The organism is Dactylosporangium thailandense, from assembly GCF_059739745.1.
In genome coordinates, this window is record NZ_AP029195.1 from 4,704,405 (window position 1) to 4,717,803 (window position 13,399).

At 70.4% G+C, this 13,399-nt stretch carries 13 protein-coding genes and 1 pseudogene; 5 read left to right on the forward strand and 9 right to left on the reverse strand.

Annotated elements, in window-relative coordinates; translation table 11 throughout:
• Positions 1-32: 32 nt before the first annotated feature.
• Genes dmpG through AC6JBM_RS20315 form a run of 3 tightly spaced genes read right to left on the reverse strand, consistent with a single transcriptional unit; the run spans position 33 to position 2,850 of the window.
• Complete coding sequence (dmpG, locus tag AC6JBM_RS20305; protein WP_497985156.1) at positions 33-1,058, reverse strand: 4-hydroxy-2-oxovalerate aldolase; 1,026 nt, start codon at positions 1,056-1,058, stop codon at positions 33-35.
• Positions 1,055-2,008, reverse strand: coding sequence for an acetaldehyde dehydrogenase (acetylating) (locus AC6JBM_RS20310; RefSeq protein ID WP_497985157.1), 954 nt, complete (start codon positions 2,006-2,008; stop codon positions 1,055-1,057). Before AC6JBM_RS20310 ends, dmpG begins: the two co-directional genes overlap by 4 nt.
• 8 nt (positions 2,009-2,016) lie before the next feature.
• The gene (locus AC6JBM_RS20315; RefSeq protein WP_497985158.1) at positions 2,017-2,850 is read right to left on the reverse strand and encodes a 2-keto-4-pentenoate hydratase; all 834 of its coding nucleotides are present in this window, start codon (positions 2,848-2,850) and stop codon (positions 2,017-2,019) included.
• A 69-nt stretch (positions 2,851-2,919) separates the two neighbouring features.
• Between AC6JBM_RS20315 and AC6JBM_RS20320 the strand changes: the two genes are divergently transcribed.
• Positions 2,920-3,675 (forward strand): IclR family transcriptional regulator, encoded by a 756-nt coding sequence (locus AC6JBM_RS20320; protein WP_497985159.1) that lies wholly within the window; start codon positions 2,920-2,922, stop codon positions 3,673-3,675.
• A 114-nt stretch (positions 3,676-3,789) separates the two neighbouring features.
• Here AC6JBM_RS20320 and AC6JBM_RS20325 read toward each other — a convergent pair.
• The 3 genes and pseudogenes from AC6JBM_RS20325 to AC6JBM_RS20335 all read right to left on the reverse strand — a co-directional run.
• Positions 3,790-3,947, reverse strand: a pseudogene (locus AC6JBM_RS20325) (4-hydroxy-2-oxovalerate aldolase); the annotation flags it as partial.
• Positions 3,948-4,073: 126 nt separating this feature from the next.
• Complete coding sequence (locus tag AC6JBM_RS20330) at positions 4,074-5,003, reverse strand: alpha/beta hydrolase (protein WP_497985160.1); 930 nt, start codon at positions 5,001-5,003, stop codon at positions 4,074-4,076.
• Positions 5,000-5,878: an alpha/beta fold hydrolase gene (locus AC6JBM_RS20335; RefSeq protein WP_497985161.1), complete on the reverse strand. Its 879-nt coding sequence runs from the start codon at positions 5,876-5,878 to the stop codon at positions 5,000-5,002. The genes AC6JBM_RS20330 and AC6JBM_RS20335 overlap by 4 nt, the downstream gene beginning before the upstream one ends.
• A 135-nt stretch (positions 5,879-6,013) precedes the next feature.
• Between AC6JBM_RS20335 and AC6JBM_RS20340 the strand changes: the two genes are divergently transcribed.
• The 4 genes from AC6JBM_RS20340 to AC6JBM_RS20355 all read left to right on the forward strand — a co-directional run bounded on the left by AC6JBM_RS20340 (position 6,014) and on the right by AC6JBM_RS20355 (position 10,375).
• A complete protein-coding gene (locus AC6JBM_RS20340) occupies positions 6,014-7,189 on the forward strand; it encodes a CaiB/BaiF CoA transferase family protein (protein WP_497985162.1) in 1,176 nt (391 codons plus the stop codon).
• Entirely contained in the window at positions 7,186-8,166 is a 981-nt protein-coding gene (locus AC6JBM_RS20345) for an NADPH:quinone oxidoreductase family protein (RefSeq protein ID WP_350624392.1), read from the forward strand. The genes AC6JBM_RS20340 and AC6JBM_RS20345 overlap by 4 nt, the downstream gene beginning before the upstream one ends.
• Positions 8,160-9,572: an MFS transporter gene (locus tag AC6JBM_RS20350; protein ID WP_497985163.1), complete on the forward strand. Its 1,413-nt coding sequence runs from the start codon at positions 8,160-8,162 to the stop codon at positions 9,570-9,572. The genes AC6JBM_RS20345 and AC6JBM_RS20350 overlap by 7 nt, the downstream gene beginning before the upstream one ends.
• A gap of 74 nt (positions 9,573-9,646) precedes the next feature.
• Entirely contained in the window at positions 9,647-10,375 is a 729-nt protein-coding gene (locus tag AC6JBM_RS20355; protein WP_350624396.1) for an IclR family transcriptional regulator, read from the forward strand.
• Here AC6JBM_RS20355 and AC6JBM_RS20360 read toward each other — a convergent pair.
• From AC6JBM_RS20360 to AC6JBM_RS20370, 3 genes are read right to left on the reverse strand one after another with little or no spacing between them, the layout of a single operon-like run.
• Positions 10,372-11,376, reverse strand: coding sequence for an amidohydrolase family protein (locus AC6JBM_RS20360; protein WP_497985164.1), 1,005 nt, complete (start codon positions 11,374-11,376; stop codon positions 10,372-10,374). The genes AC6JBM_RS20355 and AC6JBM_RS20360 overlap by 4 nt on opposite strands.
• Positions 11,369-12,862 (reverse strand): AMP-binding protein, encoded by a 1,494-nt coding sequence (locus AC6JBM_RS20365; RefSeq protein ID WP_497985165.1) that lies wholly within the window; start codon positions 12,860-12,862, stop codon positions 11,369-11,371. Before AC6JBM_RS20365 ends, AC6JBM_RS20360 begins: the two co-directional genes overlap by 8 nt.
• Positions 12,859-13,380: a 3-hydroxyanthranilate 3,4-dioxygenase gene (locus AC6JBM_RS20370; protein WP_497985166.1), complete on the reverse strand. Its 522-nt coding sequence runs from the start codon at positions 13,378-13,380 to the stop codon at positions 12,859-12,861. The genes AC6JBM_RS20365 and AC6JBM_RS20370 overlap by 4 nt, the downstream gene beginning before the upstream one ends.
• Between the last annotated feature and the right edge of the window lie 19 nt (positions 13,381-13,399).

The window sequence follows — 13,399 nt, forward strand, 5'->3', positions numbered from 1 at the left end:
CCGTCCGCGGCGTGGCCGGTCGTGGCGGCTCCTCAGCCGCCGTTCGCGGCATCGGACCCGGCGGCGAGGGTGAGCGCGATGTCGATGATCATGTCTTCCTGGCCGCCGACGAGGCTTCTGGCGCCGCATTCCATGAGGATGTCGCGGACGTCGACGCCGTACTGCCGGGAGGCGTTCTCGGCGTGGCGGAGGAAGGAGGAGTAGACGCCGGCGTAGCCGAGTGTCAGGGTTTCGCGGTCCACTCGCACGCGGTCCTGCAGCGGCCGGACGATGTCGTCGGCGGCGTCCTGCAGCTTGAACAGGTCGCATCCGTGCTTGATGCCGGACAGGTTGGCGACCGCGATGAACGCCTCGATCGGACAGTTGCCCGCGCCCGCGCCGTGCCCGGCGAGGGACGCGTCGACCCGGTAGACGCCGTTCTCGACGGCGACGATCGAGTTCGCGACCGAGAGCGAGAGGTTCTCGTGCGCGTGGATGCCGATTTCCGTGGTTGGTTCGAGCACGTCGCGGTAGGCCCGCACGCGCGCGGCGACGTCGTGCATGGTGAGCCTGCCGCCGGAGTCTGTGATGTAGACGCAGTGGGCGCCGTACGACTCCATCAGCTTCGCCTGTTTGGCAAGCTCCTCCGGCGGCGCCATGTGCGACAGCATGAGGAAGCCGGAGACGTCCATGCCGATCTCGCGGGCCGCAGCGATGTGCTGGGCCGAGATGTCGGCCTCGGTGCAGTGCGTGGCCACCCGCACGGAGCGGACACCGAGGTCCCACGCGGTCTTCAGCTCGTGGATGGTGCCGACGCCGGGCAGCAGGAGCGTGGTGAGGCGGGCGTTGCGCAGCACGTCGGCGGCCGCCTCGATCCAGGCCCAGTCGGTGTGGGATCCGGGCCCGTAGTTGATCGAGGAGCCGGCCAGGCCGTCTCCGTGGGCGATCTCGATGGCGTCGACGCCGGCCGCGTCGAGCGCGGTGACGATGCGTCGCACGTCGTCGGTGCCGATGCGGTGGCGTACGGCATGCATGCCATCGCGAAGGGTGACGTCCTGGATGAAGGTCGAGGTGCTCACGCGGTTGCCTCCTGGGCGCGACGGGCGGCGATCTGCTCGGCCACCTGCAGGCCGGCGGACGTCATGATGTCGAGGTTGCCGGCGTAGGCCGGGAGGTAGTGCGCGGCGCCCTCGACCTCGAGGAACACCGACACCTGGTGCGTTGGCCGCCGCGCGCCGGGCTCGAGGAGGGTTTCGAGCGGCATGTCGTGCGGGATCCCGGAGATCTGTACCTGCTGCTTGAGCCGGTAACCGGGCACATAGGCCGCCACGTCGGCGACCATCTTCTGGACCGAGCGCCGGATCTCGGCGTGAACCTCCTGGTCGGCGGCGTCGACCAGGGCGAAGACCGTGTCCCGCATGATCAGCGGCGGGTCGGCGGGGTTGAGAATGATGATCGCTTTCCCTCGCCGGGCCCCGCCGACCGTCATGACCGCTGCCGCGGTGGTCTCGGTGAACTCGTCGACGTTGGCCCGGGTGCCCGGACCGGCGCTCTTCGACGCGATCGAGGCGACGATCTCGGCGTACGGCACGGGGGCGACTCGGCTGATGGCCGCGACGATCGGGATCGTCGCCTGGCCGCCGCAGGTCACCATGTTGACGTTGGGCGCGTCGAGGTGCTCGGCGAGGTTGACCGCCGGAACGACGTAGGGACCGATCGCGGCCGGTGTGAGGTCGATAAGTCGCTTACCCAGGGGCTGCAGCTTGCCGGCGTTGTACTTGTGTGCCTTGGCCGACGTCGCGTCGAAGACGATCTCGATGTCGTCGAACTCGGGGAGCTTGACGAGTCCGTCGACGCCCTCGTGTGTCGTGGCGAACCCGAACCGCCTTGCTCTCGCGAGCCCGTCGGAGTCGGGGTCGATGCCGACCATTGCGCCCATCTCGAGGTGCCGGCTGGTCCGCATCACTTTGATCATCAGATCGGTGCCGATGTTGCCCGATCCGATGATGGCGACCTTCATCTTGCTCATGATTGTCCTCACTGGTTGCCGCGTACGCAGCCCTCATGGCCGAACGTGACCGAGACCTTGCCCAGGCCCGTGATCGTGGCGGTGACGGAGTCGCCGGGCCTGACCGGCCGCATCGGCCCCAGCGCCCCGGACAGGATGACCTGCCCACCGCGCAGCGGCTCGCCGAGCTCGCGAGCCTGACGCGCCAGCCAGACGACCGCAGTGATCGGGTCGCCCAGGCAGGCCGCGCCGTTGCCGGTGGAGACCACGCTCTCGTTGATGGCCATCTGCATCTCGACCGATTTCGGCTCGACCTGATCGAGCTTCCTGCGCACCGGGCCGAGCACGAATGCCCCGGCCGAGGCGTTGTCGGCGACGGTGTCGCCGAAGGCGATGTCCCAGTCCTGGATGCGGCTGCCGCAGATCTCGAGCGCGGGTGTGGCGTAGTCGATCGCGCTGCGCACCTGAGCGGCGTCGAGCGGGCCGCCAGCCAGGTCTTCCTTGAGCACGAACGCGATCTCGGCCTCGATGCGAGGTTGCAGGACGGCGCTGTAGGGCACCGTGTCACCGCCGTCGTAGGCCATATCGTCGAAGAGCAGGCCGAAGTCCGGGCGGTCGACACCGAGCTGCTTCTGGACGGCTTCGGAAGTGAGCCCGATCTTGCGGCCGACGATGGTCGCGCCGGCGGCGACGCGTTCATCCGCCAGTCTGCGTTGCACGGCGTAGGCCGCGACGATGTCATCGGATCCGATCAGGTCCCGCACAGGCAGGGTGGGCCGGCATTGCGTGGCAGCCGCGCGAAGGCGGTCGGCCGCCGCGGTGACGGCGGCCGAATCGATGCGACTTGCGGAAGACTCGCTCATTTCCGCAAGAGTCAAGGGTTTTGCCGACGGGAGCAATCGGATCGTTCCACTCAGCGATACGCTGACGCCATGGCCGCAGACCTGAGCACCGTGCTGGGCAAGGCGATGGCGATCCTGCACTCGTTCACGGTGCATGACCCGGCACTGCCGCTGGCCGAGCTCGTGCGCAGGACCGGACTGCCGAAAGGCACGGTCCACCGCGTCGCCCGCGACCTTGTGGAGCATCGGCTGCTCGACAAGACCCCGGACGGCTACCGGCTCTCAGGAGGACTGTTCGAGCTCGGCATGCGGGCGTCGGTCGAGCGCAGCCTGCTGGAGGTGGCAATGCCGTTCCTGCAGGATCTCTACGAGCGCACCCACGAGACCGTCCATCTCGGCATCCGCGACGGCGCCGAGGTCGTCTACCTCGTGAAGATCGGCGGCCATCGGCAGGCCGCCTCGCCGTCTCGGACCGGCGGGCGGATGCCGTTGCACTGCACGGCGATCGGCAAGGTGCTGCTCGCCCACGGCGAGCCCGGCTTCCGCGCGGAGATCCTGGCCGGAGCGCTCGAGCGGCACACGCCGCACACCATCGTCGCTCCCGGGCTGCTGCGTCGTCAGCTGGGCAGGGCCCTGGAGACGGGGGTCGCATTCGAGCGCGAGGAATCCCGCCTCGGGTTGCTGTGCGTCGCGTCAGCCGTCCTCGACGCCGGCGGCACCCCGATAGCGGCCATCAGCGTGGCCGGGCCGGTGGGGCGCTTCCGGCCGGAGGCTCACGCGGTGGCCGTGAAGGCGGCGGCGGCCGGCGTCGGGAGCGTCCTGTCGCGCCAGCGCGGACTGACGTAACCGCAAGGAGACCGGGGCGGACCGGCGTGCCGCTGGAGGCCCTGGAGGCGGCGCCAACGAGCCGGGTGCTGTCCTATTTGGACCGTGAACAGTCCGAATAGGACAGTGGCCAACGACGCCCGCACAGCCCAGGGTCAGCGTTTCCCGGCCGACGCGTACCGGCCGGTCCTGCAGCGGCCGGACGATGTCGTCGGCCGCGTCCATGAGCGCGAAAGATCGCAGTTGTGGTCCCAGCCGTTGAGGTCGGCGACCGCCACGAATGCCTCGATCGGGCAACACGACCGGCACACGAACATGATCAGGCACAGCCAGCCCGTTCCAGCAGCCGACGATCAACGTCACTCAGATGTAGCGTCCCCGCACACTGGCCACCAACCTACGGTGCCAGTCAATGGACATCAGACGGTGACGGCGTCGAGGATGTCGGCGAGCTGCCGCGTTCGAGACGCGAAAGCCGCGTGGCCCGACTCGATGGTCTCCTGCGCGAAGCGGGTGTGCGGCGCGAGGTGGTCGGCGTCGCGGATCATCAGATCCTGCAACTCCAGCGGCAGTGCCCGGTCCAGCGTGCACCGCACGTAGGTACGCCGCAACCGGCCCCACCGCTGCGGGGTGGCACCGGCATCGGACGCCAGGAACGACACCGGCTGGTCCGGTGTCAGCGCCGCCGCGCAGGCGAGAAACTGCTCCCGCCCGAGACCCGTGAAGTATGTGGCGTGCAGCTCGTCCAGGTACGCCTCGTCGGTGGACCGCGGGTTGATGCGCACCGCGCCGGTGACCGCCGGGTCGCCCAGGTACAGTCCGGCACCGAGCGCCGACTTGGCCTCCGGCAGCGCGAGATACGCCCCGGCGGCCTTCAACCGCGTCGGCACGAAAGCCGTGACGTACACCAGGTGCTCGAACAGCTCTGGCGCCAGCTCGGCCGCCCGGGTCGCCACGGCACCGCCCATGCTGTGGGCGACCAGGACCGGCTTGCGGGGCAAGTCGCGAGCGGCGGCCACCACGGCTTGCGCCGCCGTCTCGAGCGTGACGTCCACGAGCGGCGATGGTTGCGACTGCAGGCCTGGCTGCCCGGCGGCGAAGTAGCCGACCGGGAAGCGCGCCGACATGCCGTGGCCCGGCAGGTCCAGGGCGAGGACCCGGTGGCCGCGGGCAGCGAGCAGTCGGGCCAGCGGCGCCCAATGTCCGGCCCCGTGCCATGCGCCATGGACCAGCAGGTAATCTGCCACAGTTGTCCGCCTCCGGAATCGTTCGGACCCGCTCGGGAACGCGCCAGCGGCAAGCGGGGTGACGCCCAGTATGCCGAGCGCCGTTCGACGGTTCATGATCATGGCAGCTCCGCGATTGTCGTACCGATCAGCGATACCAGCTGTTCGGGCTGTTCCTCGGGGACGTAGTGCCCCGAGTCCTCAATCAGGTGACTCGATACGGCGGGTGCGGCCTCCCGCACCGAGTCCAGCCAGCCCAGGCCGATGCCGTACCGGGCGCCCACGACCGTGACCGGCATGGCCAGCGGAGCGTTGCGGCACAGCGCCCGGTTGTCCTCGATGTCCGCGGGCAGTGAACGGTAGTAGCCCATCGTGGCGCGCACGGCGCCCGGTCCGGCCAACGCGCGGGCATACACGTCGAGGTCCGCATCGCCGATCGCCTCGGTGACGAACAAGCCGATCGTGTCACGGCGGAACAGATACTCCAGGTACGGGCGCTCCCGCCCGGCGAGCAGTAACTCCGGCAGGTCGTCGAGCATGTTGAAGCCGAAGTGCCACGAGCCGCCGAGCAGCGGGTTGGCCGCGCGTTCGCTGTGCCCGAGGCCGGGTATTCCGGCCTCGACGAAGATGAGGCTCGACACCGAGGCCGGGTAGCAGGCGGCGAGCGGGTAGGCGATCTGCCCGCCCACGTCGTGACCGACGACGTGGAACGTCGCGAACCCCAGGTGCGACATCAGCGCGTGCAGGATCGTGGCCACGCTCTTCTTGTCGTAGCCGCCAGGCAGTCGCGCGCTCGCGCCGAATCCGGGCAGATCCGGGACGACCACGGTGTAGTGCTGCTCGAGCAGCGGCCGGACGAAGCGCCAGGCGTACCGGGTCTGCGGCCACCCGTGCAGCAGCAGTACCGCTGGGCCGGCGCCGGTGACCGAGCAGTTGAGCACCGCGCCGGGCAACCGGAGCCGGCGCGGTTCGGCCGCGGCCGGCAGGTGTGCGTTCATGGCGCTCAGCGTGCGCCGCAGCCGGATCGGTGGGGAGAGCTGGTTTCCGCTCAACGGGAATTCGGGTTGGGTGCCGCCTCGGACCGGCTCCTACGGTGCTTGCAGCCATCCCTCGAACGGTCATCGGAGCCTTACATGATCGACGGTATGCGGGTCCTCAGCTTCTCCCACTTCGTCCAGGGGCCTTCCGCCTCGCAGTACCTGGCTGATCTCGGCGCCGACGTCGTCAAGGTCGAGCCCCCGTCCGGGTCGTGGGAACGCCGGGTCGGCAGCGCGGGAATCCGCCTCGACGGTAGGAGCATCACGTTCCTGGCGGTCAACCGGAACAAGAGGTCCGTCGTCGTCGACCTCAAACACCCGGACGCCATGACCGTCCTGCGCCCCCTGATCGAGTGGGCCGACGTGCTCATCGAGAACTACCGCGGTGGCGCACTGGAGAAGCTGGGCCTGGGCTATGACGCGGTCAGGGCGATCAGGCCGGACATCATCTACGCGTCCGCGACCGGATGGGGGTCACGTGGTCCGATGTCCGGCCGGCCGGGTGTCGACCTGCTGGTACAGGCGCGCAGCGGCCTCATCTCGGTGACCGGGGACGCGGCGGGGACGCCGGTCGTCGACCAGCACGGGGCCGCCTTGCTCGCGATGGGCGTGCTGGCGGCCTACGCACGGAAGCTGACCACCGGAAAAGGGGCGCGGGTCGAGTCGAGCCTGCTCGCCGCCGGGCTCGATCTTCAGGCGGAGTCGCTGGCGCTGTACTTCTCCGGGCGCAAGTCACAAGCTGACATCACGCGGGCGCCGGAGCTGGCGTGCTGGTCGATCGACGCGCCGTACGGTGTGTACCGGTTGAAGGACGCATGCGTCGCCATTGCCGTGAGCGGAACGATGGACGACTTTGGGGCCGCCCTGGGCTCGGAGGAACTGGCCGCCTTCGACCAGGACGAGCGGCGGCGCCGGCGCGACGAGTACGCCGGGATCCTCGCGCGGGTGCTTGCCGGTTGGACGTACCAGCAGCTCGCGGATGTCCTCGAGCCGCGCGGTTTCTGGATCGAGCGGGTGGCGACGTACGACGACGTCCGGAGCGATCCGCAGGTGCGCGACGAGCAGTTGCTGATGGAGTTGCCGGCCGGCGCGGCGCGCGCGACCGTGCTCGCCCACCCGGTCCGCTACGACGGTGAGCTGCCGGCGCTGCGTGCCGCGCCGCCGGAGCTCGGCGAGCACACGCGCGGCATGCTGTGCGAGGTCGGCTTCTCCGCCGCGGACGTCGACGCATTCGCCGCGTCCGGTGTGGTCCGTGTCGGCGAGCACCGGTGAAGGCGCTGATCTGCCCGCGGCTCGGGACCCCGGACGTCCTCGACGTGGTGGAGCTGCCGGAGCCGGTCGCGGGGCCGGGTGAGGTCCTGGTGGCCGTCAGCCATGTCGGGCTGAACTTCCACGACACCCTCGTGATCGCCGGCACGCACGTGGTCCGGCCGGAGCCCCCGTTCTCACCCGGCAGCGAGTACGCCGGCGTGGTGGTGGCGCTCGGCCCCGGTGTGGAATCGGTGGGGGTGGGCGACCGGGTCGTGGGCAACGAGGAGTACGGCTGCGCCCGGCAACTGATCGCCGTCCGCGCCGACCGGGTCACGATACTGCCCGAGCACGTGGCCGAGCGTGATGCCGCCGCCCTGCTCGTGGCTTCGGCCACGGCCTGTCATGCGCTGGTCCAGCGTGCCGGGCTGCGGGCCGGGGACACGCTGGTCGTGCTCGGCGCCGCCGGAGGTACCGGCTCCGCTGCCGTCACGATCGGACAGCTGCTGGGGGCCCGGGTGATTGCGGCCGCGTCGACGCCCGAACGGGCCGAGGCCGCGCTGGCCTACGGCGCCGAGGCAGCTTTCGCCTACGGCGACGACCGCGCTGCGGTCAAGGACGCGATCCGGTCGCTGACCGGTGGCGAGGGCGCGGACGTGATCTTCGACCCCGTCGGCGGCACAGTCGCCGAGTCCGCCGTCCGCGCGCTGCGCTGGGGCGGACGGCACCTGGTCGTCGGGTTCGCCTCCGGGGACATTCCGCGGTTGGCGTTCAACCTCCCGCTCGTCAAGGGCGCCGCCGTGGTGGGCGTCTTCCTCGGCGAGTTCGTCCGCCGGGAGCGCCCGGTCCACGAACAGAACCTGCGGCGGATCTTCGACTGGGTCGCCGAAGGGCGGCTCAAGCCGCGGCTGCACGATGTCGTACCGATCGAGGAGGGCGCACGGGCACTGGCCGTGCTCGCGTCCGGTCAGGTCGCCGGGAAACTCGTGCTGACGTGCTGACTCGATCGCCGGTGCGGGTCAGGGTGGGATTCGCGGCGTTGATGACGGGCACGCTGCTGGCCCCACTGAACTCGTCGATGATCGTGGTGGCGCTGCCTGCGGTGCAGCAGCACTACCGGGCCTCCCTGACGACGGTGAGCTGGGTGGTCAGCGTCTTCTACCTCACCGCCTGTGTCGCGCAGCCAGTGCTGGGCCGGCTCGCGGACGCGTTCGGGCCGCGCCGGGTCTTCGTCGCGGGCATGCTCACCGCGACGGTCGCGGCCGCAGTCGCCCCGTTCTGCCCGGATGTCGGTCTCCTCGTGGGGTGCCGCGCGCTGCAAGCGGTCGGTGTGTCGGCCGCGTACCCATGCGCGTTGCTTTTCCTGCGCCGGGTGGGTGCCACCGACCGGCTCGCGCACGTCGCGAGCGTGAACACCGCGAGCGGCGCCATCGGCCCGGTGCTCGGTGGCCTGCTCACCAGCACCGTCGGCTGGCCGGCCATCTTCTGGGTGAACCTGCCCCTTACCGTCGCCGCCATGGTCACCGGCCTGGCGGTACTGGGCCCCGGCCAGGACCAGGCGATGCCGAACCTACGAGCAACCGTGGCAAGGATGGACGTCCCCGGCATCCTCGCCTTCGCGTTCGGTGTGGCGGCGCTGCTCGACCTGACACTCGGCCATGTCATCCGGGGCGGCATCGGGCTGGCCCTCGGCGCGATCGCGTTCGTATGGCAGGAACGCCGAGCAGCCCACCCGTTCATTGACGCCGCCGCGTTGCGGGCGGTCAAGGGAATGCCCGCGGTCCTGTTCGCCTTCCTGCTGTTCAACCTGGCGTACTACGGCGCCTTCTACGGCCTGCCGCAATGGTTCCAGGCGCGGGGGTTCAGCGCCGGCGAGGCAGGCCTGCTCATGCTGCCCATCGCCGCGACCGGAGCCCTGACGACGATTACGGCCTCGCGTGTGGTGACGCGGGTGAGCGCCCGGCTGACCGTGGTGTCGAGCGCGATCCTGCTCGTGGTCGGCCTTGCCGGTATCGCGGCCTTCGGGCCGGCGACGCCGGTTTGGCTGATCGCGCTCGACGGCGTCGTGCTCGGCCTGCCGTACGGTCTGGGCAACCTCGGGCTGCAGCGACTGATGTACGAGCGCTCGCCGCGGCACATGACCGGAGTCGTGGGAGGGTTGTTCCAGTCCTGCCGGTACACCGGGGCCATTCTGGCGATCGGGGTCGTCGGATCCTTGCTGGGCGCGCCGCCCGGTGCGGTCCCGGACCTGAGCGTCTTCGCGGGCGCGATGGCTGCGGTAGCGGTCGTGATGCTGGTCGTGACGGTCCGTGACCTGGGCGTTCGCCCACCCGCGGGACTTCCGGACGAAGCGGCCCGGCGCGTAAGATCACTACCGGTGGGTCCCGTCGACCTGCCCGGGAGGTGACGACCGGCGTGTTCCAGCCGGCGACAACAACACCAGAATCCACGGCCACACCGGCACGATCAGTGTCCAGCCGGGTGTTCTCCTTGCTGAACGCGTTCACCCCAGACACGCCGTGCCTGCGGCTCGTCGACCTCGCGGCCGCGACCGGCCTGCCGGTGTCCACTGTGCACCGCATGGCAACGGAGCTCGTCGCGCTCAACGCGCTGGCCAAGGGCGCCGACGGCGGCTACCGGATCGGTCTTCGGATGTGGGAGCTCGGCGCGCTCTGTCCGCAGCCGCGCACCCTTCGCGACGTCTCGCTGCCGTTCATGCACGACCTGCACGACGCCACCGGCGAGAACGTCCACCTCGCCGTCCTCGCCGGTGACGACGTGCTGTACGTGCAGCGGTTGTGGGGGCGGCGGTCGGTGGGCGTCGTGTCGCACATCGGCGGGCGGTACCCGCTGCACGCCACCGGGGTCGGCAAGGTCCTGCTCAGCCATTCGGCCCGAGAGTTCCAGGAGCGGGTTCTGCAGGCGGGCCTGAAGCGCTACACGCCGTACACGATCGTCATGCCGGGCATGCTGATGCGCTCGCTGCAGGACGTGCGCCGCACCGGCATCGCCCGGTGCGTGGAGGAGCTCAAGCTCGGCACGGTCTCGGTCGCGACACCGGTCTTCGACCACGACCAGCGGGTGGTCGCCGCGCTGTCGGTCGTGATGCACTCCAACTCTCGCTCGTCGTCGTCGATCGAACCCGCGCTGCGGATGGCGGCCCGATCGATCTCCCGCGAGCTGGCCAAGGGCTACGAGGCTGTGGGCTAGCCTCGTAGCCCCGGGATCAGGGTGGTCACGGTGGCACCCTCGATAGCGCGGCGCTGGTCGTCGTCGAGACCCAGTGCCGCGACGGTGCCTCTCGGGTCGAGGTCGGCGAGGTCGAACGGGTAGTCCGTGCCGACCAGGACATGGCTGGCGCCGAAGTCCTCGACCAGGCGCCGCAACAGCGTCGTGGAGAAGGTCGCCGTGTCGTAGTACAGCCGCCGCAGGTAATCGCTCGGCGGCCGCGGCGTGGTCCGGGCGACCTGCTTACGGCGCCACCCGAGGTCCAGGCGGCCTTGCAATGCCGGCAGGCAGCCGCCGCCGTGCGCCAGGCACAGCGTGAGGTCGTGGCGTTCCAGGACACCGCCCAGCACGAGCCGGCTCACGGCGAGTGCGGTCTCCATCGGGAAGCCGGCCAGTTGGGGAAGCCAGTAGGCGTCCAGGCGGCTTCCGCCCGGCGTCGCGTTGGGATGCAGGAACGCGAACGTACCCCGGTGGGCCAACAGGTCCCAGAGTGGTTCGTGGACCGGATCATCCAACTCGGCGCCGAGTCCCTGTGTCCCGATCGCGAGGCCGGCACAGGACAGCTCGTCGAGGCAACGAACCGCTTCGGCGACCGCACCCGCCGTGCCGAGCGGGACGAATCCGAGCGCGGCGAAGCGGTCCTCGTGGCCGGTCAGCATCTCGACGAGAGCGTCGTTGCCGCGCCGGGCGACCTGGAGCACCTCACGCTCATCGTTGCCGGCCGCGCAGGTGACGAACGGCGGCAGCGACACGAGTTGCCGGTCGACGCCGCTGGCCTGCAGGTCGGCGAGCCGAAGATCGACGTCGTACTGCTGCGGCGGCAGCGGAATCGGCACGCCGGCGGCGAGCCCGGACACCGCAGGAGCGATACGCACAACGCCGTCGTCCAACTGGTCGAGGTCGGCGAGCCCGTTACCGGACAACCAGCGCAAGAGGGGCATCGGCATCGCATGGCTGTGCACGTCGACGACCTGGTCACTCATGCCCGCCTCCGGACCCGCCACCGGGGGCCATACGCAGGGCGGCACGGTCGACCCGGCCCATGGCATCCACGGGAAGGCGGTCCACGCCGGTGACACCGGCGATGCGGACCCGGCTACCCGCGAGGGCGTCCCGTGCCTGTCGCAGCACCGCGTCGCCCGGCGCACCCGCCACGAACACCGTCACAGCGTCCGGACCGACCTTGACCACCGCGGCGGGATGACCCACCGTGGACCGCACGAGGTCTTCCAGGTCTGCGGGGCACACCAGCTCGGCCCCGACCGTGAGCACGTCTTCGAGCCGGTTCCGGTAGTGCAGGTAACCGTCCTCGTCCATCCGGCACACGTCACCCGTGCGCAGCCATCCGTGCCGGAACGGGTCGGCGACCGCGGCGGTCGTGGCGTACCCGGTCATGAGCGTCGGTCCGCGCACGCACAGCTCGCCCGCGACGCCGCGGGCGACCGCGCGGCCCTGGCCGTCCTGAATCTCCACTGACATGCCGGGATAGGGCAGTCCGAGGGAGGTACGCCGCCGCGGATCGGTGGACAGGTGGTCCGACGGCGTCGCCATCGCGATCGTCTTCGGCACCTCGACCTGGCCGAAGATGCCGCACAGCACGGGCCCGAAGACGTCGTGGGCACGGTCGATCTCGTCGGGCCGGAGCACGGCTCCGCTGTAGCAGAGCAGGCGAAGACTCGACCAGTCCGCTTCGCGCACGTCGGGATGGGACAGGAGCGCGCGAAGCGACGGCGGCATCAGCAGCAGGACGTCCGGTCGCTCGCGGCGCACGACGTCGAGCAGCGCGCCGACGTCGAACCGTTCGAGCATGATGAACGTCCCGCCGCGGACCAGCGTCGGCACGACCATGTTGCCGAAACCGCCCGACACCTGCTCAGGGCACAGCACGCGTGGCGCCGGCGGCCAGTCGAGCTGGGCGAGCGTCAGGGTGGACACCGCGCACAGTGCGCCGCTCGACAGTTCCACGGGCTTGACCCCCCGGGAGGTGTAGGCCAACCGCACGACCGACTCCGCCGGGGCGCTCATCGGCACGCGCGCCTCGACCCGGCGGTCCAGCTCCGCGTGCAGGTCACGCCAGCCCGGGACGTCGCCGTCGCACCACCAACGCACCGACGGATCCGCGTCACGGGCCTCGGCGAGCTGCGCCGTCAGCGCGGCGCCGACGAGCACGGCCGCGGGCCGGGCGGCGCGCAGCCGGGCCGCGTCCGGCGGTAGCGAGGTGGACCGGAACCCCGCGACGAAGCAGGCAGCGGCGACCAGCCACTGCAACGGGTCGTTGCACCGGACCTGGACCACCGTGTCACCTGCGTGGACGCCGTTGTCCCGGAGCAGGCCGATGACCCGTGCGATCAGCGACTCCGCTTCGGCGTAGCTGAGCTCCTGCGACCCGCAGACGAACGCCCGCCGGTCGGGATACCTGCGCAATGCCGTTCGGATGACGTCGCCGATCGGGCCGAAGCCCCCGGTCACAACCGCTCGTCCGGCATCACGGTGCCGCACGATGCGCAGGTACGTGCCTCGAGGTTGCCGAAGAACCGCTGGTAGGCGCCGGCGACCGGGTCGAGCCGGTAGTCGCTGATGTGGACGCTCTCCTCGTGCAGGAAGGTGTCGCATCCCGGGCAGTACCAGCGGAACCGGTCCAGCTCACCGGGCCGCCGCAGCCGCTCGAGCACCAGAACGAACGCGTCGGGCGCGAAGCGCGGCGAGTGCGGGATCCCGGTCGGGGTGAAGATCGACGACCCCTCCGGGATGACGGCGATGCCCTCGGTGTGGTCCGCGTTGCGGTAGTGCAGGTTCATCGACCCGCGGATCATGAACATGACCTCGTCGCTCGGGTTGATGTGGAACTCGCTACGGTACTCGCGGCCGCGGGCGACGAACGCCAGCGACTCGCTCTCCTGCCACAGTACTTTGACCCGCTTGCCGCTGGCTTCGAGCTCGGCGGCCGCCGCGGCCAGGCCGACGATGGGCATCTGGCTCCCAATCATGCGCGTGCTCCCTTCCTGG

Coding starts and splice junctions, on each gene's coding strand:
- AC6JBM_RS20310 (WP_497985157.1), bottom strand. CDS start 2,008: ATGAGCAAGATGAAGGTCGCCATCATCGGATCGGGCAACATCGGCACC.
- AC6JBM_RS20315 (WP_497985158.1), bottom strand. CDS start 2,850: ATGAGCGAGTCTTCCGCAAGTCGCATCGATTCGGCCGCCGTCACCGCG.
- AC6JBM_RS20320 (WP_497985159.1), top strand. CDS start 2,920: ATGGCCGCAGACCTGAGCACCGTGCTGGGCAAGGCGATGGCGATCCTG.
- AC6JBM_RS20330 (WP_497985160.1), bottom strand. CDS start 5,003: ATGATCATGAACCGTCGAACGGCGCTCGGCATACTGGGCGTCACCCCG.
- AC6JBM_RS20335 (WP_497985161.1), bottom strand. CDS start 5,878: ATGAACGCACACCTGCCGGCCGCGGCCGAACCGCGCCGGCTCCGGTTG.
- AC6JBM_RS20340 (WP_497985162.1), top strand. CDS start 6,014: ATGATCGACGGTATGCGGGTCCTCAGCTTCTCCCACTTCGTCCAGGGG.
- AC6JBM_RS20360 (WP_497985164.1), bottom strand. CDS start 11,376: ATGAGTGACCAGGTCGTCGACGTGCACAGCCATGCGATGCCGATGCCC.
- AC6JBM_RS20370 (WP_497985166.1), bottom strand. CDS start 13,380: ATGATTGGGAGCCAGATGCCCATCGTCGGCCTGGCCGCGGCGGCCGCC.